At 71.1% G+C, this 20,874-nt stretch carries 20 protein-coding genes; 12 read left to right on the top strand and 8 right to left on the bottom strand.

The genetic code is table 11. The features are described from left to right. The first annotated feature begins 40 nt into the window (after positions 1-40). The 5 genes from ACWGJB_RS30070 to ACWGJB_RS30050 all read left to right on the top strand — a co-directional run bounded on the left by ACWGJB_RS30070 (position 41) and on the right by ACWGJB_RS30050 (position 5,870). Complete coding sequence (locus tag ACWGJB_RS30070) at positions 41-1,507, top strand: glycoside hydrolase family 43 protein (RefSeq protein WP_453383193.1); 1,467 nt, start codon at positions 41-43, stop codon at positions 1,505-1,507. Positions 1,508-1,655: 148 nt separating this feature from the next. Next, a complete protein-coding gene (locus ACWGJB_RS30065; RefSeq protein WP_453383192.1) occupies positions 1,656-2,951 on the top strand; it encodes an extracellular solute-binding protein in 1,296 nt (431 codons plus the stop codon). An 8-nt stretch (positions 2,952-2,959) separates the two neighbouring features. Next, entirely contained in the window at positions 2,960-3,955 is a 996-nt protein-coding gene (locus tag ACWGJB_RS30060; protein WP_453383191.1) for a carbohydrate ABC transporter permease, read from the top strand. Next, a complete protein-coding gene (locus ACWGJB_RS30055; RefSeq protein WP_453383190.1) occupies positions 3,952-4,785 on the top strand; it encodes a carbohydrate ABC transporter permease in 834 nt (277 codons plus the stop codon). Before ACWGJB_RS30060 ends, ACWGJB_RS30055 begins: the two co-directional genes overlap by 4 nt. 32 nt (positions 4,786-4,817) lie before the next feature. Then, positions 4,818-5,870 carry an endo-1,4-beta-xylanase gene (locus ACWGJB_RS30050; protein ID WP_453383189.1) on the top strand — a complete coding sequence of 351 codons (1,053 nt, stop codon included), beginning with the start codon at positions 4,818-4,820 and terminating at the stop codon, positions 5,868-5,870. 107 nt (positions 5,871-5,977) lie between these two features. Here ACWGJB_RS30050 and ACWGJB_RS30045 read toward each other — a convergent pair whose 3' ends face one another. Together ACWGJB_RS30045 and ACWGJB_RS30040 are read right to left on the bottom strand one after the other, a co-directional pair. After that, positions 5,978-6,184: a DUF5999 family protein gene (locus tag ACWGJB_RS30045; protein ID WP_089105610.1), complete on the bottom strand. Its 207-nt coding sequence runs from the start codon at positions 6,182-6,184 to the stop codon at positions 5,978-5,980. A gap of 350 nt (positions 6,185-6,534) precedes the next feature. Next, positions 6,535-7,119: a hypothetical protein gene (locus ACWGJB_RS30040; protein ID WP_453383188.1), complete on the bottom strand. Its 585-nt coding sequence runs from the start codon at positions 7,117-7,119 to the stop codon at positions 6,535-6,537. A gap of 558 nt (positions 7,120-7,677) precedes the next feature. Between ACWGJB_RS30040 and ACWGJB_RS30035 the strand changes: the two genes are divergently transcribed. Beyond that, positions 7,678-9,198, top strand: a complete 1,521-nt coding sequence (locus ACWGJB_RS30035) for a glutamate--cysteine ligase (protein WP_453383187.1) — start codon at positions 7,678-7,680, stop codon at positions 9,196-9,198. Positions 9,199-9,757: 559 nt separating this feature from the next. Next, positions 9,758-10,498: a CPBP family intramembrane glutamic endopeptidase gene (locus ACWGJB_RS30030; RefSeq protein WP_453383238.1), complete on the top strand. Its 741-nt coding sequence runs from the start codon at positions 9,758-9,760 to the stop codon at positions 10,496-10,498. Here the strand turns inward: ACWGJB_RS30030 and ACWGJB_RS30025 are convergent. Both ACWGJB_RS30025 and argG read right to left on the bottom strand, forming a co-directional pair. Continuing rightward, positions 10,488-11,300: a PhzF family phenazine biosynthesis protein gene (locus ACWGJB_RS30025; protein ID WP_453383186.1), complete on the bottom strand. Its 813-nt coding sequence runs from the start codon at positions 11,298-11,300 to the stop codon at positions 10,488-10,490. The two genes, ACWGJB_RS30030 and ACWGJB_RS30025, sit on opposite strands and share 11 nt — an antisense overlap. Positions 11,301-11,679: 379 nt before the next feature. Then, positions 11,680-13,128: an argininosuccinate synthase gene (gene argG, locus ACWGJB_RS30020; protein WP_453383185.1), complete on the bottom strand. Its 1,449-nt coding sequence runs from the start codon at positions 13,126-13,128 to the stop codon at positions 11,680-11,682. Positions 13,129-13,283: 155 nt separating this feature from the next. Here argG and ACWGJB_RS30015 point away from each other — a divergent pair, with 155 nt between their 5' ends. Next, positions 13,284-13,880 carry a PadR family transcriptional regulator gene (locus ACWGJB_RS30015; RefSeq protein WP_453383184.1) on the top strand — a complete coding sequence of 199 codons (597 nt, stop codon included), beginning with the start codon at positions 13,284-13,286 and terminating at the stop codon, positions 13,878-13,880. Positions 13,881-13,955: 75 nt separating this feature from the next. Here the strand turns inward: ACWGJB_RS30015 and ACWGJB_RS30010 are convergent, their stop codons facing one another. Both ACWGJB_RS30010 and ACWGJB_RS30005 read right to left on the bottom strand, forming a co-directional pair. Further along, positions 13,956-14,384, bottom strand: a complete 429-nt coding sequence (locus ACWGJB_RS30010; RefSeq protein ID WP_453383183.1) for a type II toxin-antitoxin system Rv0910 family toxin — start codon at positions 14,382-14,384, stop codon at positions 13,956-13,958. A 115-nt stretch (positions 14,385-14,499) separates the two neighbouring features. Further along, positions 14,500-14,694: a hypothetical protein gene (locus ACWGJB_RS30005; protein WP_360493190.1), complete on the bottom strand. Its 195-nt coding sequence runs from the start codon at positions 14,692-14,694 to the stop codon at positions 14,500-14,502. Between the two features lie 199 nt (positions 14,695-14,893). Between ACWGJB_RS30005 and ACWGJB_RS30000 the strand changes: the two genes are divergently transcribed. Continuing rightward, on the top strand, positions 14,894-15,469 hold the full coding sequence (locus ACWGJB_RS30000) for a Clp protease N-terminal domain-containing protein (RefSeq protein WP_453383182.1): 576 nt from the start codon (positions 14,894-14,896) through the stop codon (positions 15,467-15,469). 52 nt (positions 15,470-15,521) lie between these two features. Continuing rightward, positions 15,522-16,493 carry an EamA family transporter gene (locus ACWGJB_RS29995; protein WP_453383181.1) on the top strand — a complete coding sequence of 324 codons (972 nt, stop codon included), beginning with the start codon at positions 15,522-15,524 and terminating at the stop codon, positions 16,491-16,493. Positions 16,494-16,584: 91 nt separating this feature from the next. Here the strand turns inward: ACWGJB_RS29995 and ACWGJB_RS29990 are convergent, their stop codons facing one another. Further along, positions 16,585-17,283, bottom strand: coding sequence for a pyridoxamine 5'-phosphate oxidase family protein (locus ACWGJB_RS29990; protein WP_453383180.1), 699 nt, complete (start codon positions 17,281-17,283; stop codon positions 16,585-16,587). Positions 17,284-17,319: 36 nt separating this feature from the next. Between ACWGJB_RS29990 and ACWGJB_RS29985 the strand changes: the two genes are divergently transcribed. Next, positions 17,320-18,654, top strand: coding sequence for an aminotransferase class I/II-fold pyridoxal phosphate-dependent enzyme (locus tag ACWGJB_RS29985; RefSeq protein WP_453383179.1), 1,335 nt, complete (start codon positions 17,320-17,322; stop codon positions 18,652-18,654). A gap of 139 nt (positions 18,655-18,793) precedes the next feature. Then, entirely contained in the window at positions 18,794-19,696 is a 903-nt protein-coding gene (locus tag ACWGJB_RS29980; protein WP_453383178.1) for a LysR family transcriptional regulator, read from the top strand. A 51-nt stretch (positions 19,697-19,747) separates the two neighbouring features. Here ACWGJB_RS29980 and ACWGJB_RS29975 read toward each other — a convergent pair whose 3' ends face one another. Further along, positions 19,748-20,833, bottom strand: a complete 1,086-nt coding sequence (locus ACWGJB_RS29975; RefSeq protein ID WP_453383177.1) for a DUF5937 family protein — start codon at positions 20,831-20,833, stop codon at positions 19,748-19,750. Between the last annotated feature and the right edge of the window lie 41 nt (positions 20,834-20,874).

Below are 20,874 nucleotides of genomic sequence, written 5' to 3'. Positions count from 1 at the left end.
TCGCCGAAACTTTCGGCGACGGCTGCGGAGGGGCACACACATGCGGACGTACGACAACCCGGTCATCCCCGGCTTCCACCCCGACCCGAGCGTGTGCCGGGTGGGGGAGGACTACTACCTGGTCTGTTCCAGCTTCGAGTACTTCCCCGGCGTCCCGCTCTTCCACAGCCGGGACCTCGTGCACTGGCGGCAGCTCGGCAACGTGCTGGACCGGCCGGGCCAGTTGGCGCTGCCGGACGGGACGCAGGCCTCCGGCGGTGTGTACGCCCCGACGATCCGGCACCACGACGGGCTCTTCTACGTCGTCACGACCAATGTCAGCGCGGGGGGCAACCTTTTGGTCACCGCCGAGCGGCCCGAGGGGCCCTGGTCCGACCCGGTGTGGATCGACGTCCCCGGCATCGACCCCGACCTCGCCTGGGACGAGAACGGCGACTGCTGGTGTGCCGTGGCGGGGGTGGCGGTGGCCCGGATCGACACCCGGACCGGGAAGGTCCTGGAGGGGCCGCTGCCGATGTGGTCCGGGACCGGGCTGCGCGACCCCGAGGCGCCGCACCTGTACCGGGTCGGGGAGTGGTGGTACCTGCTGGTCGCGGAGGGCGGCACCGCGCTCGGGCACGGGGTGTCCGTGGCGCGGGCCCGCTCGCCGCGCGGGCCCTGGGAACCGGCGCCGGGCAACCCGCTGGTCTCCCACCGGGGCACCCTGGAACCGGTCCAGTGCACCGGCCACGCCGACCTGGTGCAGGCCACCGACGGCAGTTGGTGGGCGGTGCTGCTCGGCACCCGGCCGCGCGGCTGGTTCCCGGAGTTCCATGTCCTCGGCCGGGAGACCTTCCTGGCTCCGGTGGAGTGGGTGGACGGCTGGCCGCGCATGGGGCGGGTGCGGGAGCGGGAGCAGGCCCCGGCGGTCTGGCACCCGGTCGAACAGCCGCCCGTGCGGGACGACTTCACGGCCGCCGCCCTCGCGCCGCACTGGATCTCCCCGCGCGGCCGGCCGGACGGCTGCTGGTCGCTGTCCGAACGGCCCGGGTGGCTGACGCTCACGGCCACCGGGGACAGCCTCGACCGGGCCGGGCACACCTTCGTCGGCCGCCGCCAGCAGCACCCGGACTGCCGTGCCGCCGCGCTGCTCGACCCGGGCTCGGCGCGCGCGGGTCTCTCGGTCCGTATCGACGAGGCCCACCACTACGACCTGGAGGTGAACGGGGGGACGGTGCGTGCGGTCGCCCGGATCGGGCCGCTGCGGCAGACGATCTCCGAGCACCCCGTGCCACCAGGGCCGGTGACCCTCGTCGTCGAGACCGGCACGACCGGGGGCGACCGCGCAGGGCCCGACGCCGTGACCCTCTCGATCGAAACGTCCGGCGGTGTCGTTCGGCTGGCCGAACTCGACGGGCGGTATCTCTCCACGCAGGTGGCGGGCGGGTTCACCGGCCGGGTCATCGGCATGTACGTCACCGATGGCCGGGCCGCCTTCGACTGGTTCGAATACGTGCCCATGAGCTGATGCGCGACACCTTGACGCTCCTGATGCGCCTTTCTAGAGTCGCCGTTCGGAACGTTCGGTGAAAATACCGAATGTTTCGAAAACGGCGACCCGAGAGCACCACCGAACCAGGACGGCGTCGGTCGTCCCGTACCCCAAGGAGCGCATCATGGGCGACCCGGCACTGTCCCGACGCGGATTCCTGGCGGCCACCGCGGCCGCCGGACTGGGCATGACCGCCCTCAGCGGCTGCGGCGGCGACTCGGACGGAGGCTCGTCGGGGGGAAACACCACCATCGAGTGGTGGAACATCTCCACGACCAACCCGACCAAGGGCGTGTGGGCCGCCCTCGCCAAGAAGTTCGAGGCGCAGAACCCCAAGGTCAAGGTAAAGATCGTGCAGTTGGAGAACGACGCATACAAGTCGAAGATGACGGCCCTGACCGCCTCCGGGAAGCTCCCCGACATCTTCCACACCTGGGGTGGCGGGGTCCTCCGGCAACAGGTCGACGCCGGGCTCGTCAAGGACCTCACCGGCCCCACCAAGTCCTGGGCCGAAGGGCTGCTCCCGGTCGCCAAGGAGCCGTACCTCCTCGACAACAAGACGTACGGCGTCCCGTTCGACATCGGCATGGTCGGCTTCTGGTACAACAAGGCGCTCTTCAAGAAGGCCGGCGTCAGCACACCCCCCACCACCTGGAGCGCCTTCCTCGACGCCGTGAAGATGCTGAAGGCCGCCGGTGTCACCCCGCTCGCGCTGGCCGGCAAGGAGAGCTGGACCGGCATGTACTACTGGGCGTACCTGGCGATGCGCACCGCCGGGATCGCCGCCCTCAAGAAGGCCGACGACGACAAGGACTTCACCGGCGACGGGTTCGTGCAGGCCGGGCAGCACCTGAAGGACCTGGTCGCCCTGGAGCCGTTCCAGAAGGGCTTCCTGGGCGCCGCCTACTCCAGCCCGACCGGCCAGGCCGCCACCGTCGGCAACGGCAAGGCCGCGATGGAGCTGATGGGCCAGTGGGCCCCGGTCGTCGAGGCCGACGCCGGCAAGGGCGTCGGCGCCAACCTCGGCTTCTTCCCGTTCCCGGCCGTGGAGGGCGGGGAGGGCACCATCACGGAGGTGTTCGGAGGCGGTGGCGGACACGCGCTGCGCGCCGACGCCCCGCAGGAGGCCCTCGACTTCCTGAAGTTCTTCGCCTCCGAGACCACGGACGCCGAACTGGTGAAGAAGACCGGTGTACTGCCCGTCGTCCCCGCCGCGGAGAGCGCGCTGACCGACGCCAACCTGAAGCTCGTACAGACCCAGTTGAAGGCCGCCACCGGCTTCCAGCTCTACCTCGACCAGGCCTACGCACCCGCCGTCGGCCAGCAGGTCAACGACAGCGTCGCAGGGCTGATCGCCGGGTCCAAGTCGCCCGCGGACGTCACCCAGGCGATCACCAAGACCGCGAAGGAAGAGCAGTAGGCCGGACGATGACCTCGACCTACCTGTCCGACATGCGGTCCGGGCCGGACGCCCCGGCCCAGCCGCCCCCGTCCTCCGGCCGGACCCGCTCGCGGCGCCGGCTGCTGCACTGGCTCACCGCGATGGGCTTCCAGCTGCCCGCCCTGGTGCTGTTCGGCGTGCTCGTCCTGCTGCCGATCCTGTTCGCGGTCTATGCCTCGTTCTTCCGCTGGGGCGGCTTCGGCATGCCGTCCGACTACACCGGCACCGACAACTTCACCCGGCTCTTCCAGGACGACGTCTTCCTCGGCGACCTCTGGCGCTGTCTGCTCCTGGTGCTGCTCTCACTGGCGCTGCAACTGCCGTTCGCGCTCGCCATGGCGGTCCTGCTCAACCAGAGGATCCGGGGCCGGGCCGTCTACCGGATGCTGTTCTTCGCGCCCTACGTGCTGTCCGAGGCGATCACCGGTGTGCTGTTCGGCATGATTTTCGCCCCCGACCAGGGGCTCGCCGACCATGTGCTGGGCGCCATCGGGCTCGACGGCCTCGGCGGGGAGTGGTTTTCCGACCCCTCCACCGTGATGGCCACCCTCTTCCTGGTCATGACCTGGAAGTACTTCGGCTTCCACATGATGCTCTACCTGGCCGGACTCCAGTCCATCCCGGCCGAGTTGACCGAGGCGGCGACCGTTGACGGCGCGAACCCCTGGCAGCGCTTCCGCCATGTCACGCTGCCGCTGCTCGCCCCGACCCTGCGGATCAGTGTCTTCCTGTCCGTCATCGGCTCCATCCAGCTCTTCGACCTGGTCTGGGTGATCACCGCCGGCGGCCCCGACCACCACTCCGAGACCATGGCCGTGACCATGTTCCAGTACGGCTTCAAGCGCTACCAGGTCGGCTACGCCAGCGCGATCAGCGTGGTCATGTTCGCCATCAGCCTCGTCTTCGGCCTCGCCTACCAGCGGTTCGTGCTCCGCCGGGACCTCGCGGGCGCCACCACGAACATGAGGGGAGACGGCGCATGAGCGGCCGTAGGACGACCGTCCGGAACCTGCCCCTGCACCTGGTCCTCGTCGTGGTCGGCGCGGTGATGGTCGTACCCCTGCTGTACGCGGTGCTCTCCGGGTTCAAGTCCACCGACGAGCTGTCCCGCAACCCGGTCGGGCTGCCCGACTCCTGGATCGTCTCCAACTACACCGACATCCTCGGATCCGGCGCGTTCTGGCGACTGGTCGGCAACAGCACGCTGATCGCGGTGGGCACGACCGTGCTGGTGGTCGCGGCGTCGGCGCTCGCGGCCTTCTCCTTCGCGCGGTTCGCGTTCCGGGGCCGTGAGGTGCTGTTCACGGTGTTCACGATGGGGCTGATGTTCCCGTTCGCGGTGGCGGCGCTGCCGTTGTTCCTGCTGCTGCGCTCGATGCACCTGCTGGACAACCCGCTGGGCGTGATCCTCCCGCAGGCCGCGTTCGGGCTGCCGATGACCATCATCATCCTGCGCGGCTTCTTCCGGGAGATCCCGGGCGAGCTGGAGGAGGCGGCCACCCTGGATGGCTGCGGGCCGTTCGCCTTCTTCTGGCGGATCCTGCTGCCCATGGCCCGGCCCGCCCTCGGCACGGTCTCCGTGCTGGCGGTGGTCACCAGCTGGAACAACTTCTTCCTGCCGCTGCTGGTCTTCACCGACTCCACCTGGTGGACCATCCCCATCGGCGTCCAGCAGTTTCAGGGCCAGTACTCCGCCGAGTACGCCCGGGTCTTCGCCTATCTGGTCCTCGCCATGGTCCCGGCCCTGGCCTTCTACTCGGTCGCCGAGCGCCAGCTCGTCGGCGGCCTCACCGCAGGCGCCACCAAGGGCTGAATCCGCACTCCCTACTTGATCGGAGTCGCACGATGTCCCGCACACGTCTCGGACTCGCCGGTGCCCTCGCGGCCCTGCTGGTGACGGCGGGGGTGGCCACCGGCCCCGCCGCCCAGGCCCACGGACGGCCGCCCACCCTCGCCGAACTGGCCCAGCGGCACGGCCGTTACTTCGGCAGCGCCACCGACAACCCCGAACTCACCGACACCGCCTACACGAAGACCCTCGGCACCGAGTTCGACATGATCACGCCCGGCAACGGCATGAAGTGGTACGCCACCGAGCCCCGACAGGGCGTCTTCGACTGGACCAACGGCGACCAGATCGTCAACTCGGCCCGCAGGAACCACCAGCGGGTGCGCGCCCACACCCTGGTCTGGCACAGCCAGCTGCCCGACTGGCTCACCTCCCGCGAGTGGACGGCCACCGAACTGCGGGCGGTGCTGAAGAAGCACATCCAGACCGAGGTACGGCACTACCGGGGCGAGGTCTACTCCTGGGACGTCGTCAACGAGGCCTTCAACGAGGACGGCAGCTACCGCGAGACCCTCTGGTACCAGACGCTAGGCCCCGGCTACATCGCCGACGCGCTGCGCTGGGCCCACCAGGCCGACCCGCACGCCCGGCTCTACCTCAACGACTACAACATCGAGGCCACCGGCCCGAAGAGCGACGCCTACTACGCGCTCGCCCAGGAGCTGAAGGCGGCGCACGTGCCGCTGAACGGCATCGGCTTCCAGGCCCATCTCGCCCTCCAGTACGGCTATCCGGCCACCCTGGAGGAGAACCTCCGCCGCTTCTCCCGGCTCGGCCTGGACACCGCGCTCACCGAGGTGGACGTCCGGATGCAGCTGCCGGCCACGGACGAGAAGCTGGCCGAGCAGGCCACCTGGTACGCCGATCTGACCAAGGCCTGCCTGGCGGTCCGGCACTGCGTGGGCATCACGGTCTGGGACTACACGGACAAGTACTCGTGGATCCCGGCGTTCTTCCCGGGCGAGGGCGCGGCCCTGCCCTGGGACGAGCAACTCGCTCCCAAACCGGCCTACTTCGCGCTGCGCCAAGCGCTCGGCTACAGGGGGTAACCACCCCTGGACGCACGTCGGGGCCGGTGCGCACCATATGTGTGCGTCCGGCCCCTGCTGGTCACCGGGCGGAGCGGCGGGGCCGCCCGGGGTGGTGCGGTGGTCTGTCAGGCGGCGGTCACCACGCGGCCGGCACCGAGCGGGCGGTGCGGCGCGATGATCTGGCCGTCGGGCAGAAGCTCACCGGTGTCCTCGAAGAGCAGGACGCCGTTGCACAGCAGGCTCCATCCCTGCTCCGGGTGGTGCGCCGTCAGGCGGGCGGACTCCCGGTCGGCGGACTCTGCTGTCGGGCACGGCGGCTGGTGCTGGCACATGAGTGGGGTCTCTCGCTCTGTCGTGGTCATCTCGGTCCCCCGTGGTGATGAGTCGGTCGGAAACCAGTGTTGCCCTCCGGGCGATGTTCCGCAGGGATTTAGCCGCACCGCTTCTCACAGATTGGAGACGCGTCACTCGCGCGGACGGTTCATCTCGACCGGGCTGCCAATTCGGATGGTTCCGCATGGCCGGATGGAGCTAGTCAGGTCGGCGGAGGAGGGTTATCGGGCTCTTAGGAGCAGCTAATTGCTCGTACGAGCGGCTTCCGATGTCCCACGGATTGACTTGTGGAAATACGACCGTACCCCGTCACTCGTTCAAAGGTGACGGGGTACGGCGGGTGACGGTCTCAGGCGGGTGTGATCAACAGGGGCGCCGCGGTGGCCCGGTGGGTCAGCACGGGGAGCAGTTCGGTCACCTGGTGCGGCCGGTGGGCCGCGATGCCGGGCGGGGCCGGGGCGAGCGGGACGAGCAGGTCGTTGGCCGCCGGATGGCCCTCGGCGCCGTCCGCCGTGCGGTCGCCGTGCAGCCACAGGTTGAGCATGTAGAGGCCGGGCAGGGACAACAGGCGTGGCTGGTAGGTCTGTGGCAGGGCCTCGGCCTGGTGCAGGGCCCGTTCGGTGGAGGAGATGTAAGGCCCCTCGAAGAAGTGCGAGAAGGCCCAGCCGTCCGGGGTGAGCATCGTCTCGGCCGCGGCCACCGCGCGGTCGCCGCAGCGGATCAGGAAGCGCCAGCCGGCCAGCCGGGTGGCGGACAGGCCCTCCGGGGTGATCCGGTCCATGACGTGCACAGGCAGAGGGAGTTCGGGGGTCGCGGGTCCCTGGGCGGTGCGCAGGGAAGGGGTACGGGCCTCGCGGACCGCAGTGGGGGAACCGAGGGCGGTGAGGACGGAACGCAGGGCTGGCGCGGGGGCAGGAGGGAAGTGCAGCGGCATGGTGGGTCGCCTCTCGTTCGACAGGCGCGGCGGCGCGAGGGCAGGGGCGGACGGCGCTGTCAGCTCACAGGGGGGTCAGAGAGGCGGGGGCCCGGCTCGGTGAAGAGAGGTGCGGGCGTTGTCTGCCGCACGTCATTCAGAGGGCAGGAACCAGACCGTGGGCGCCAGCCTTCTGCCTTGTTCGCGGAGTTTATACGACGCCTGTTCAGACGGTGTTTCACCGGGTCGTTTCACAGAACAGAACAAGGCGCAATTCGGCCGTTGATACGTACGGAATCCTCCCGATTTCCGGCCTGCCGCGACCGTGCTGACCTCGGAATACGGGGTTCTCGCGGTCGGCCGAATGTCGTCGGCGTTTTTCACGAGGACATCGGGGAACCCGAAGTTGCATGATGCCCCATGCCCCGTGAATGTGCCGCAGGACACATTCCAACAGACTAGCGGCTACCCGTGCCGCGCGCGACGTTATCGATCGCTTCCGGTGGGCATCATCCCACCTGGACCCGGGACCACCGGCGGCCGGAACCTCGGCCCGCCCATTCGAGGAGGGACGCTTCGATGGGGGAGAAGGTCGTGGCGGGCCGGTTCGACCTGTCCGATCGCCAGCGCTACCGTGAAAAGCTCCGCGACTGTCTGTCGGGGCTGGAGCGACTGCTGGTGGAGAAGCGGTTCGACCGCCCCAAGAACCTCATGGGCGTCGAGATCGAATTGAATCTCGCCGGTGCGGACGGCATGCCGAGAATGTTGAACGGACAGGTACTGGAACGTATCGCGAGCCGAGATTTCCAAACAGAACTCGCCATGTTCAATCTGGAAGTGAACATAGCTCCACACCGGCTCGGCGGCCGGGTATTCGACCGGCTCGACGAAGAACTCCGGACCTCGCTGGCGTACGCCGACCGCAAGGCGGGCGAGGTGGACTCCGGGATCGTGATGATCGGCATTCTGCCCACGCTGGAGCGGGACGACCTGGTCTCCGCGAACCTCTCCGAGGTCGACCGGTACACCCTGCTCAACGACCAGATCGTGGCCGCCCGGGGTGAGGACTTCGTGCTCGACATCGAGGGTGTCGAGCATCTCAGGTGCACGTCGAAGTCGATCGTCCCGGAGGCCGCCTGCACCTCCGTGCAACTGCATCTCCAGGTCACTCCGGCCCGCTTCGCCGACGTGTGGAACGCGGCGCAGGCGGCGTGCGCCGCGCAGATCGCCGTGGGCGCGAACTCCCCCTTCCTCTTCGGCCGTGAACTGTGGCGGGAGTCCAGGCCCCCGCTGTTCCTCCAGGCCACGGACACCCGGCCCCCCGAACTCCAGGCGCAGGGCGTACGGCCGCGCACCTGGTTCGGTGAGCGCTGGATCAGCTCCGCGTACGAACTCTTCGAGGAGAACCTGCGCTTCTTCCCGGCGCTGCTGCCGATCTGCGACGAGGAGGACCCGCTGGCCGTGCTGGACGCGGGCGGCGTGCCGAAGCTCGCCGAACTCGTCCTGCACAACGGCACGGTGTACCGCTGGAACCGGCCGGTGTACGGCATTGCCGACGGCGTCCCGCACCTGCGCGTCGAGAACCGGGTCCTGCCGGCCGGCCCGACCATCACCGACGTCATCGCCAACGCGGCGTTCTACTACGGCCTCGTGCGTGCCCTCGCGGAGGAGTCGCGACCGGTGTGGACCCGGCTCCCGTTCGCCGCGGCCGAGGCTAACTTCGACGCGGCGTGCCGTCACGGCATCGACGCGCGGCTGGTGTGGCCGAGGAAGGGCCGGTACGGCGGCGGTACGACCGAGGTGGACGCGGTCACCCTGGTTCGCGACGAGTTGCTGCCGCTGGCGGCGGCGGGGCTCGACGCGTGGGGGGTGGAGGCCGCCGACCGGGACTTCTACCTGGGCGTGATCGAGGAGCGGTGCCGGCGACGGGTGAACGGGGCGTCCTGGCAGGCGGCGACGTTCCATCGGGCGATGGAGCGGGGGCTGCCGCGGGACGGGGCGCTGGCCGCGATGACGCGGCGCTATGCGGAGCTGATGAATGAGGGGGAGCCGGTGCATACGTGGCCGGTGGGGTTATTGGAGCCGGTGCTGATGGGCTGATGGGCTGAGGGGCGAGGGAGAGCGCCGTGGGGTTGTCGCCGTGCGTGGCGCGATGGGGTTCCGGGTCCGGCGCCATGGGTGGTGCGACGGGGTACCGGGCGCGGCGCCGTCGCGGCTGGTCGCGCAGTACCCCGCACCCCTGACCGCGTTGCTGTGAACGCTGCTGTGCGGAAGGCGCCGCCGGGGTCCTGTTCGCGCCGTCCGTCAGGAGGACCAGGGCGTTGAACCTGCCCTTGGCTTGGGCGGCCGTTGCCTTTCCTTGCCCCCGGCGGCGATCAGGACCAGGGCCGTCGCCATGGCGCCCGTGCGACGGCGGGCCCGGCGACGGGGGGCGGCCGCGCCCGCGTGGGGTTGATCGGGCAAGCTGTGACGTCTCATGTGGTGGTGCCCTCCCTGTCCTCCCGGCAGCCCGGCACGCACGGTCTTGCCCGTAACTGCTTTCGAGGCAGTGGCGGGGCCAAGATGGGCATGGGGCGGGATTGCTCAACTGGAGGCAGGAGTGCAGGTGGAGGCGGATCAGGTGGCCGGTGCTTACCCGCTGGAGCGGCCCTCGCAGCGCATGTTCAGGGATGAGACGCTGCTCGTTCTGGGGCTTTCGCTCGGCGCGAGTGGGGTGTCCGCCCTGATCAGCTTTGTCGGATCGGTCACCAAACCGGGCGGCCTCAAGGACCAGGCGGCCACCCTCAACGCGTCCGCCGCGCCGGGCCGCCCCTGGCTGGATCTCGCCTGGCAGCTGTTCGGCATCGCGAGTGCACTGGTCCCCGTCCTCCTGGTCGCCCACCTCCTCCTGCGCGAGGGCGCGAGCCTGCGCACGCTCGGCTTCGACCGCACCCGCCCCTGGCCCGACCTCGGGCGCGGGGCGGGGATCGCGGCGGTGATCGGCAGCACCGGAATCGCCTTCTACCTGGCCGCACGCGGCCTCGGCTTCAACCTCACGGTGGTGCCGGAGGCGCTGCCGGACGTGTGGTGGAAGTACCCCGTGCTGATCCTCTCCGCGATGCAGAACGCGATCCTCGAAGAGGTCATCGTCGTCGGCTATCTGCTGCGCCGGCTGGACCAGTTGGGGTGGAGCGCGGGCACGGCCCTGGTGGCCAGTTCCGTACTGCGCGGGTCGTACCACCTGTACCAGGGGATCGGCGGCTTCGTCGGCAACATGGCGATGGGCGTGGTCTTCGTCTACCTGTACCGGCGGTGGGGCCGGGTCGGTCCCCTGGTGGTGGCACATTCCCTGCTCGACATCGGCGCGTTCGTCGGCTACGCGCTGCTGGCGGGCAAGGTGGGCTGGCTGCCTACGGCGTGAGCAGTTCCCCGTCGATCACGGTGGTGGCCCGGCCGGTGAGCAGGGTGCGGTCGCCGCGCAGCGAGGTGCGGACGAAGCCGGTACGACGGGAGGCCTGGAGGCCGGTCAGATCTGTCCTGCCCAGCCGGGCCGACCAGTGCGGGGCGAGAGCGGTGTGCGCACTGCCGGTCACCGGGTCCTCGTCGATACCGACGTTGGGGAAGAAGCAGCGGGAGACGTAGTCGTAGCCCTTCGTCGGGTCCTCGGCACGTGCGGTGGCGATGATCCCGCGCGTGGAGTGGGCGCCGAGGGCCCTGAGGTCGGGGGAGAGGCCGAGCACGGTCTTCTCGTCGGCGAGTTCGAGCAGCAGGTCGCCGATGTTGGGTCCGGTGTCGAAGCCGGCGACGGGTTCGGCGCCGAGCGCGCCGGCGACACCGGCGGGGATGTCGACGCGGGTGAGCGGGGCGGTGGGGAAGTCGAGGGTGATCGTCCCGTCCGTGCCGGGCGTCGCGATCAGCACCCCGCTCCGGGTGGCGAACCGCACGGGCCCTGCCTGTGCCCCCGTCGTACCGATCACATGGGCGGTGGCGAGCGTGGCGTGCCCGCACATCGCGACCTCCGTGACCGGGGTGAACCACCGCAACGCCCAGTCGGCGTCCGCGCCCTCGGGCAGGGGGTGCGCGAACGCGGTCTCGGCGTGGTTCACCTCCATGGCGACGCTCTGCATCCAACCGTCATCGGGAAACCCGTCCAGCAACACGACCCCGGCCGGGTTCCCGGCGAAGGCCCGCTCGGCAAAAGCATCGACGATTCGAATCCGCATGGACCAGACGCTAGGGCTTCCACGAGACCACCGCCCAAGGCCAATCCGGTCCTACTGGACCGATTTCCGGTCCCGATCCCTGCATCACCTGACAACGCCGCCATGGCTGAACGCTGTTGAGGCGGACAGACGGGGCCGAAGGGGGCTTCGAGACCCACCGGAGATCGAGAGCCGAGAGGGTTGCACAGGGCCCGCACGGGCTGTCCGGTCGCGGGCCAGGATGGCGCGTTCTTGGGGGGCGCGGGGAACTGCGCGAAACCGTGCGACGGTGCCGCACCGGCCATCCGGTCGCCAACCCGAACGGCGGTCGTGCCCGCTTTCGCCCCCCCACAGGAAAAGGGGCCGACCCCTGACGAGTCGGCCCCTCTGAGCGGCACGCTCAGTCCGTGCCCAGTTCCATCGCCGCCCGGTCCAGCAGTTCGTCGGCGTCCGGCGCGGCCTCCCCGCGGGACGCGATCGCCTCGGCGCCGCCCTCCGGCATGCTGCCGATCAGGCCCGTCGCCGCGGCCTGCGCCGCACCGATCGCCGGGTTGGCGGAGCCGATCAGGCCGAGGCCCGCGTACTGCTCCAGCTTCGCGCGGGAGTCGGCGATGTCGAGGTTGCGCATGGTGAGCTGGCCGATCCGGTCCACCGGACCGAACGCCGCGTCCTCGGTGCGCTCCATCGACAGCTTGTCGGGGTGGTAGCTGAACGCCGGCCCCGTGGTGTCGAGGATCGAGTAGTCCTCGCCGCGCCGCAGCCGCAGCGTCACCTCACCGGTGACGGCCGCGCCGACCCACCGCTGCAGCGACTCGCGGATCATCAGCGCCTGCGGGTCCAGCCACCGGCCCTCGTACATCAGCCGGCCGAGCCGCCGACCCTCGTTGTGGTACTGGGCGACCGTGTCCTCGTTGTGGATCGCGTTGACCAGCCGCTCGTACGCGGCGTGCAGCAGCGCCATGCCCGGCGCCTCGTAGATCCCGCGGCTCTTGGCCTCGATGATCCGGTTCTCGATCTGGTCGGACATGCCGAGCCCGTGCCGGCCGCCGATCGCGTTGGCCTCCATGACCAGCTCGACGGCGGTCCCGAACTCCTTGCCGTTGACCGTCACAGGACGGCCCTGGTCGAAGCCGATCGTCACGTCCTCGGGGAGGATCTCGACCTCGGGGTCCCAGAAGCGCACGCCCATGATCGGGTCGACGGTCTCGATGCCGTTGTCCAGGTGCTCCAGGGTCTTCGCCTCGTGCGTGGCGCCCCAGATGTTGGCGTCCGTGGAGTACGCCTTCTCGGTGCTGTCCCGGTACGGCAGCCCGTGCGCGAGCAGCCACTCGGACATCTCCTTGCGGCCGCCGAGTTCGGTGACGAAGTCCGCGTCCAGCCAGGGCTTGTAGATCCGCAGGTGCGGGTTGGCGAGCAGACCGTACCGGTAGAACCGCTCGATGTCGTTGCCCTTGAAGGTCGAGCCGTCGCCCCAGATCTGGACGTCGTCCTCCAGCATGGCCCGCACCAGCAGCGTGCCGGTGACGGCACGGCCCAGCGGGGTGGTGTTGAAGTACGCCCGCCCGCCCGAGCGGATGTGGAACGCGCCGCAGGTCAGTGCGGCCAGGCCCTCCTCGACCAGCGCGGCCCGGCAGTCGACCAGGCGCGCGATCTCGGCACCGTAGGTGTGCGCGCGGCCGGGCACCGAGGCGATGTCGGGCTCGTCGTACTGGCCGATGTCGGCGGTGTAGGTGCACGGGACGGCGCCCTTGTCGCGCATCCACGCGACCGCGACCGAGGTGTCGAGCCCGCCGGAGAAGGCGATGCCGACGCGCTCGCCGGCGGGAAGGGAGGTGAGGACCTTGGACATAGGAAGAGTATGCATCACAACGCATGGTCATGCAACGCCGCAGTTCGCAGCCGAAGGGGTGACCGGAAGAGGGTTGTCATCCGAACACTCCCGATATATCGTTGAGACATCGCGAACGATACGCGACAGATCAACGATGGAATGGAGTGATTGTCATGCGTTCCCACGGACACGAGCGTGGACATGGACAGCGACAGGGACGCCGTGCGGCGTTCGGGCCCTTCGGCCCGGGCGGCCCCGGCTTCGGCCCCGGCGGGCCCGGCTTCGGTCCGGGGCACTGGGGGCCGCGAGGGCGTGGAGGTCCCAGGGGGAGGGCGCGGCGCGGTGACGTCCGGGCCTCGATCCTGGCCCTGCTGAAGGACCGCCCGATGCACGGCTACGAGATGATCCAGGAGATCGCCGAGCGCAGCGGCGGAGCGTGGAAGCCCAGCCCCGGCTCGGTCTACCCCACCCTCCAGCTGCTGGAGGACGAGGGCCTGATCACCAGCGAGAGCGAGGGCGGCAAGAAGCTGTTCTCCCTCACCGACAGTGGCCGTACGACCGCCGACGAGGGCCCGGACGCCCCCTGGGAAGACGCTTCCCGTGGGGTCGACTTCGAAGCCCTCGGTGAGATCCGGCAGGCCGGCTTCGGTCTGATGGAGGCCTTCGGGCAGGTCTGGAAGACCGGCACCAAGGAGCAGCGCGAGAAGGCGCTGGCCGTCATCAACGAGACCCGCAAGAAGCTGTACCTCATCCTCGCCGACGAGGACTGACCCTCGTGGGCACGGCGAACAGGGCGCCCCGTGGACTGATCCGCGGGGCGCCCTTCCGGCTGCCCGGGGCAGGGCTCAGGCCACCAGCCCGCCCAGCTTGCGCAGCGACTCGTTCAGGGCCGCCGTCGCCGAGTCCTTGAGCTTGCCCGCCATCAGCGACACCGCCGCGCCCGTGAACTCACCGTCGATCCGCACCCCGGTCGCGTCCCCGTCCGGGGTCAGCGTGTAGCGGGTCGCGACGGTCACCGCCATCGGGCCCTTGCCGCGGATCGCCAGCACCCGCGCCGGCTCCAGCTCCTCGATGGTCCACTCGACCTCCGCCGGGAAGCCCATCAGCTTCATGTTCTCCTGGAAGGTGCCGCCCACCGCCAGGTTCTCCGGGCCGCCCTTGGGGAAACTGGTGTGGGTCGCGTTCCACTGCCCGTACGCCGGCCAGTCGGTGAGCTGTGCCCACACCTTCTCGGCCGGTGCCTGGATGCGTGCCTCCGCGCTGACTTCGGCCATGCGACCACCCCTTCGTATCGGGCTACGGTGTCGCGGAACGTAGCCGCAGGGCCTCGAACATTCAATACTGATGAACCGTCAGGAAATGTGGGGATCCCCGGTCGCGCCCGGAGCCTCAGCCCACCCGTCGTATCTCCGCCGCGTCGAACAGGTCCCAGGCCCGCGGGAACGCGCTTTCGTCGTGACAGTGCCACGCATCCCAGAACAGGTCCGCGGGCAGCGCGTCCTCGGGTGCGTACACCCGGTACACGTACTGCCTGCCGTCGACCGCAGGCAGCGCGACCAGCCAGCAACCGCACCCGCTCTCCACGACGACGAGAGACGTGCGACCGGTGCGCGGCGGTTGCGTACGGGGCGCACGGCAAGACGGCGCGCGCCCTCGCGGGGGAATCGGCCTGATCTCATCCGTAAGGAGGAGATTCCGGCCGTCGCCGTCCACTCTCCGTGGGACGCGAAGATGCTTCCCCTTGGCGATGACTCAAGCGCTTGCGGTTGATGAGGTAGGGGATGTGCAACCCCGTATTCCCCGCCAGCCCGTCCAGGACCAGGGCAGCATCCAAGCGGACGACGATGCCGGGCTCGGTGCCGAGCTGGCAGCGGTGGTCGCCGGTGCCCGCCGGAGGGCGGTGCGGGACGGGGACCGACAGGTCGACACCGCCCATCTGCTGCACTCGCTGATCGAGTACGACCCCGAGGTCCGCGCCGTCATCGGCGACGCCCCGCAACTCGCCCGGCTGCTCGGCTATCTCGTGCAGCGCAGCATCGGCTACGGCCTGCGCTGGCAGAGCGGGATCGAGGACTCCGGCGCGCTGCCGGCCGTTCCGCGGGCCGGGGCGAAGGGTGACGGGGCCTGGTCGCCGGTGGCCGCGGCCGCCCTGGAGTACGCCCGCAGCCGTGCCCGGCGCCGCACCGCGGACCAGGCCGACGGCACCGATCTGCTGGCGGGCCTCGTCGTGGACCCGGAGTCCCGGGCCGTGGAGGTGCTGGAGCGGGCCGGAGTGGCCGCCCGTGCCCTGGCCGTGCGGGTCGACGGGGACGGCGGAGTGTGGGACGCGGAGACGGAAAGCCGCACGTCCAGCCGTTGAGACAGGGGTCAAAGGGCGTGACGCTCATGTCGTCCCCTGGCATCATGTGCCGGTGCGTATCACTGACAGCAGCCATGGCAGGGACCTCGGGCTCTCCCTCGCCCTCGGATCGGCGCTCGCCTTCGGCGGCTCCGGCGTCGCGGCCAAGCCCCTGATCGAGGCCGGGCTCGACCCGCTGCACGTGGTGTGGCTGCGGGTGGCGGGTGCCGCCCTGGTGATGCTGCCGCTCGCCGTCCGCCACCGTGACCTGCCGCGCCGCCGGCCCGCGCTGCTCGCCGGGTTCGGACTGCTCGCCGTCGCGGGTGTCCAGGCCTGCTACTTCGCCGCGATCTCCCGCATACCCGTGGGAGTGGCGCTGCTCGTGGAGTACCTCGCCCCCGCGTTGGTGCTCGGCTGGGTCCGCTTCGTCCAGCGCCGGCCGGTGACCCGCGCCGCCGCGCTCGGTGTCGTCCTCGCGGCCGGCGGCCTCGCCTGTGTCGTGGAGGTGTGGGCGGGACTGAGTTTCGACGCGCTGGGGCTGGCGCTGGCCCTGGCGGCGGCGTGCTGTCAGGTGGGGTACTTTGTGCTCGCCGATCACGGTGGCGGAGACGGCGTGGATCCCCTGGGCGTCATCGCGTACGGGCTGCTGGTGGGTGCCGGGGCGCTGACGGTCGTGGCGCGGCCGTGGGCGATGGACTGGTCGGTACTGGCCGGCTCCGCGCGGATGAACGGGACGACGGTGCCGGCGGCCGCCCTGCTGGTGTGGATCGTGCTGGTCGCGACGGTCATCGCCTACGTCACCGGTGTGGTGTCGGTACGGCGGCTGTCTCCGCAGGTCGCCGGGGTGGTGGCCTGTCTCGAGGCGGTCGTGGCGACCGTGCTGGCCTGGGTGCTGCTGGGGGAGCGGCTGGCGGCGCCGCAGATGCTGGGCGGGGCCGTGGTGCTGCTGGGCGCGTTCATCGCGCAGTCGTCGGCTCCGGCGAAGGAGCCGGTGGTGGACCGGAGCGCGGTGGAGGGGCGGGTCGCCCCGACGTCCGCGGGGTGACCCGCCCCGCCGGCGGGTGCGGCGGAGGCTTGTCACGCCACGGCCCCGCGCCCCTGAGGAAGGGGCGCGTCGGCCCTTGCCGGAACGTGCGTCAGGCGTGCTTCACGTACGACGGAACCGGGACGTCCGCCGCCAGGTCGCCGTTGGCGATCGGAGTGCCGTAGCCCTTCCGCAGCGGCACCACGCCCGCCCAGTACGGCAGGTCCAGGTCCTCGGGCTCGTCGTGGGCGCCGCCCGTGCGGGTCTTGGCCGAGACCTCGGTCAGGTCCAGGCGGATCACCGCCGTCGCGGCCAGTTCCTTCTTGTCCGCCGGGCGGGAGTCGGCCGAGCGGCCCGGGACCACATGGTCGACCAGGGCGTCCAGCGCGAGCCGCTTCTCCTCGGGGTCGGTGACCTGGTGGGCGATGCCGTGCACCACGACCGAGCGGTAGTTGATCGAGTGGTGGAAGGCGGAGCGGGCCAGCACAAGGCCGTCGACATGGGTGACCGTCACGCACACCGGGAGCCCGGGGTCGGCCTGGCCGGTCATCCGCAGCGGGCGCGAGCCCGTCGAGCCGTGCAGGTACAGCACCTCGCCCACCCGGGCGAACAGCGTCGGCAGCACCACCGGCGCGCCGTCGCGCACGAAGCCGAGGTGGCAGAGGTACCCCTCGTCGAGGATCGAGTGCACCACTTCCTTGTCGTACGACGCCCTCTCGGCGGAGCGCGTCGGGACGCTGCGGTCGGTCGGGGTGTAGGCGGCGGACTGCGTCGGGACGGTCCCCTGCACGGCGGGCTCGGCGGTCTCCATTGCGGATCTCCATTGCACTAGTGCATAATCTGCTTTGTGCTAGGAGAATATCGGATCGAAGGCCGGGGCGCAGCGGAGATTGCCGCCAGCGTCGAGCGCGCGGTAGGTGCGGGCGAGCTGGAACCGGGCCGACTGCTGCCGCCGATGCGGGAGTTGGCGGCCCGGCTCGGGGTGAATCCCAACACGGTCGCGGCCGCCTACCGGACCCTGCGTGAGCGCGGGGTCATCGAGACCGCAGGCCGGCGGGGCAGCCGTGTCCGGTCCAAACCGGCCACCACCGGGCGGGACCAGATCCGGGTCGACGTCCCGGCCGGCGTGCGTGACCTGTCCTCCGGCAACCCCGACCCCACGCTGCTCCCCGCCCTCGCACCGGCCCTGGCGGCGATGGCGGCCGACGAGGGCGACCGCGCCCCGGTCCTCTACGGCGTCGACCCCGTCGAGCCGGAGCTGGAGCGGATCTCACGCGCCGAACTCGCCACCGACGGCGTGCCCGACGGGCCGCTCACCGTCACCTCCGGCTCCCTCGACGCCGTCGAGCGGGTTCTGCTGGCACACCTCAAGCCGGGCGACCCGGTCGCCGTCGAGGACCCCGGCTGGGGCCGCACCCTCGATCTCGTCCCCGCGCTCGGGCTGCGCACCGTCCCGGTGGCCGTCGACGACGACGGACCGCGCGCCGACAGCCTGCGCCGGGCGCTGGAGTCCGGGGCGCGCGCCCTGATCGTCACCGCCCGGGCGCACAACCCCACCGGCGCCGCGGTGAGCGCCGCACGCGCGCGTGCGCTGCGCGCCGTGCTGCGCGACCACCCGCACACCCTGCTGATCGAGGACGACCACGGCCACGGCATCGTCGACCTCCCCCTGCATCCTCTGGTGGGCGCCACCAGGCACTGGGCCTTCGTCCGCTCGGTCGCGAAGGCCTACGGCCCGGACCTGCGGCTGGCCGTCATGACCGGCGACGAGGTCACCGTCGACCGGGTACGGGGCCGGCAGCGGCTGGGACCGGGCTGGGTGAGCCGCCTGCTCCAGCGCACGGTGGTCCGGATGCGGGCGGACGGCGCGGTGCACGGCCCGGAGGTGGCGGCGGCCTACCGGGCCCGCCGCGAGCTGCTGATCGACGCGCTCGCGGACCACGGCATCGAGGCGCACGGCCGCAGTGGCATGAACGTGTGGGTCCCGGTCCCGGACGAGACGGGCGCGGTGTCCCGGCTGCTGCACGAGGGGTGGGCGGTGTCCCCGGGGGCGGTGTACCGCCTGGCCTCCCCGCCCGGCATCCGGATCACGGTCTCGACACTGACCCCCGAGGAGACCCGTCCGCTGGCGGCGGCCGTGGCGGCAGCGGTCACACCGGCGAGGGGGCGCATCCAGGCCTAGGGCCGGCCTGGAGCAGGCCCAGGGCCGGCCCAGCCAGGGGAGACGCTTCCCCACGGCGGCGAGGTCGCGTTGCGGACACCGGCACCAACGTCGTAGCGCAATTGAGGCTTCCCGGTCGGTACCTCTTAGGATCGCTTACATGTTGAACCTGGAGCGCCTGCGCACCCTTGACGCCCTCGCCCGGTACGGCTCGGTGAGCGGGGCCGCCGAGGCCCTGCATGTCACCACGTCGGCGGTGTCGCAGCAGATGGGCAAGTTGGAGCGCGAGGTGGACCAGCAGCTCCTCGCCAGGAACGGCCGGGGGGTGCGGCTCACCGACGCCGGCCGGCTGCTCGCCGAGCACGCGACCCGGATCCTCTCCCAGGTGGAGCTGGCCCAGTCCGACCTGGAGGCGCACCGCGGTCAGGTCGTCGGCGAGCTCAGGGTGGCGGCGTTCCCGACGGCCGCCCGCGGCCTGTTCCCGACCGCACTGGCCGCCCTGCGCGCCCAGCACCCGGCGCTGCGCGTGCGCTCCAGCGAACTCGAACCGGAGAACGGCGTCGCCGGGGTGGTGCGCGGCGACCTCGACCTCGCCGTCGTCCTGGACTGGTACAACAAGCCGATGCCGCTGCCCGACGGGCTGGTCAAGGCGCCGCTGATGGACGACCCCGCCGAGGTGGCCCTGCCGGCCGGGCACCGGCTGGCCGGACGGGACGAAGTGGACCTGGGGGAGTTCGCCGACGACGAGTGGATCACCTGGGGCGAGGGCGAGTTCTGCCACGAGTGGCTGATGTTCACGCTCCGCTCCCGCGGCATCGAACCGCTCATCGGCCACCGTGCGGCCGAGACCCACACCCAACTCAACCTGGTGGCCGCCGGGTTGGGGGTCTGCATCGTCCCGCTGCTGGGCCGCCACCCGGTGCCGGAGGGCATCCTGACGGTGCCGCTGAAGCAGCGGGTGCGCCGCCATGTGTACGTCGTCTGGCGGGCCGACGCCGACCGCCGCCCCTCGATCCGGGCGGCGGTACAGGCCCTGCGGGGCGCCGCCGAGACGATCTCCTGAACCACCCCGCGCCGAGCGCCGGCCGATCGTCCGGGGGCGGACCACGGCCGTTCAGCGCAGTACGGCCGCCAGCAGGTCGCTGCCCAGCGCCGTCAGGTCGGGCAGGCTGAGCGTGTAGCGGACGTACCGGCCTTGGCGCCGGGTCGTGAGCAGGCCGGCGCGGCGCAGGACGGCGAGGTGACGGGAGACCTCGGGGGGCGAGAGTTCCCAGGCGTGGGCCAGCTCGCGGGTGGTGTGCGGGCCCCGGGCCAGCGTGCGCAGCAGCCGCAGCCGTACCGGATGCGCGAGTGCCTCCAGCCGTAGCGTGACCGTCTCCAGCGGCACCGGCTCCGACGGGCCCGGCTCGGCCACGGGGTACTGCACCACCGGCTGCCACCCGGGTGTGTGGACCGCCACCAGGTGCGGGCGGCCGAAGACGGTCGGGATGAAGGTGACCCCGGTGCCCTGGGCCGTGGTCGACTTGTCCTGCAGCTTGTCCACGATGATGCAGTCGCCGTCCGGTGCCAGGGTGACCGCCCCGGAGACCGAGGCGAGCGCCGCGCCGACGCCCTGGCGTTTCAGCACCGTGTTCTTCAGCCGCAGATCGGCGGCGAGCCGCACCGCGCCACCCGTCCAGGCGGCGTCGAAGAACGCCTCGGCACATTGTTCGAGGGTGTCGCGCAACCGGGCCCGCACCGCGGCCGGGTCCGCGAGCAGCCGTTCCGCGAAGGCCTCCTGGGACGCGCCGCGGGCCTGCGCCAGATCCAGGGCCCGCTCGCGTGCGGCCGGGTCGGCGAGCGGCGACCGGGTGGCGAAGTGCACCCGGCTGCTGCCGCACGTGGTGACGAGCGCGGCGGTCACATACCGTTCGTCGTCGATCCGGTCCACGTCGTCCAGCTCCTCGGCGAGGGTGGGCCGGGGCCGGGCGGGGATCAGGAAGTCCGCCTGTGAGGACCGCCAGAGGAAGTCCGCCTCCCGGAGCCGCTCGGCCAGCTCCGGCCGCAGCCCGGCCCAGACGTCCGCGGCCCAGCCGGCCAGCTGCGGATGATGCCCGGGTTCGGCCAGCACATGCAGCATCGCGGTCAGCTCGGCCAGCGGCGAGGCGGCGAACCGCAGCCGCTCGGCCGGCGGCCCGCTGATGTCGATGCGAAGCGTCATCCGGTCATCATCCCCGGCCGGACGGTGGACGACGACGCCGG

It is taken from the genome of Streptomyces sp. NPDC054813 (assembly GCF_053611365.1).
This window is presented reverse-complemented; position numbering and strand designations above follow the sequence as displayed.

Excerpts from the sequence above, each read along its gene's own strand:
- ACWGJB_RS30070 (WP_453383193.1), top strand. The coding sequence starts at position 41 with ATGCGGACGTACGACAACCCGGTCATCCCCGGCTTCCACCCCGACCCG.
- ACWGJB_RS30065 (WP_453383192.1), top strand. The coding sequence starts at position 1,656 with ATGGGCGACCCGGCACTGTCCCGACGCGGATTCCTGGCGGCCACCGCG.
- ACWGJB_RS30060 (WP_453383191.1), top strand. The coding sequence starts at position 2,960 with ATGACCTCGACCTACCTGTCCGACATGCGGTCCGGGCCGGACGCCCCG.
- ACWGJB_RS30055 (WP_453383190.1), top strand. The coding sequence starts at position 3,952 with ATGAGCGGCCGTAGGACGACCGTCCGGAACCTGCCCCTGCACCTGGTC.
- ACWGJB_RS30050 (WP_453383189.1), top strand. The coding sequence starts at position 4,818 with ATGTCCCGCACACGTCTCGGACTCGCCGGTGCCCTCGCGGCCCTGCTG.
- ACWGJB_RS30045 (WP_089105610.1), bottom strand. The coding sequence starts at position 6,184 with ATGTGCCAGCACCAGCCGCCGTGCCCGACAGCAGAGTCCGCCGACCGG.
- ACWGJB_RS30040 (WP_453383188.1), bottom strand. The coding sequence starts at position 7,119 with ATGCCGCTGCACTTCCCTCCTGCCCCCGCGCCAGCCCTGCGTTCCGTC.
- ACWGJB_RS30035 (WP_453383187.1), top strand. The coding sequence starts at position 7,678 with ATGGGGGAGAAGGTCGTGGCGGGCCGGTTCGACCTGTCCGATCGCCAG.
- ACWGJB_RS30030 (WP_453383238.1), top strand. The coding sequence starts at position 9,758 with ATGTTCAGGGATGAGACGCTGCTCGTTCTGGGGCTTTCGCTCGGCGCG.
- ACWGJB_RS30025 (WP_453383186.1), bottom strand. The coding sequence starts at position 11,300 with ATGCGGATTCGAATCGTCGATGCTTTTGCCGAGCGGGCCTTCGCCGGG.
- argG (WP_453383185.1), bottom strand. The coding sequence starts at position 13,128 with ATGTCCAAGGTCCTCACCTCCCTTCCCGCCGGCGAGCGCGTCGGCATC.
- ACWGJB_RS30015 (WP_453383184.1), top strand. The coding sequence starts at position 13,284 with ATGCGTTCCCACGGACACGAGCGTGGACATGGACAGCGACAGGGACGC.
- ACWGJB_RS30010 (WP_453383183.1), bottom strand. The coding sequence starts at position 14,384 with ATGGCCGAAGTCAGCGCGGAGGCACGCATCCAGGCACCGGCCGAGAAG.
- ACWGJB_RS29990 (WP_453383180.1), bottom strand. The coding sequence starts at position 17,283 with ATGGAGACCGCCGAGCCCGCCGTGCAGGGGACCGTCCCGACGCAGTCC.
- ACWGJB_RS29980 (WP_453383178.1), top strand. The coding sequence starts at position 18,794 with ATGTTGAACCTGGAGCGCCTGCGCACCCTTGACGCCCTCGCCCGGTAC.
- ACWGJB_RS29975 (WP_453383177.1), bottom strand. The coding sequence starts at position 20,833 with ATGACGCTTCGCATCGACATCAGCGGGCCGCCGGCCGAGCGGCTGCGG.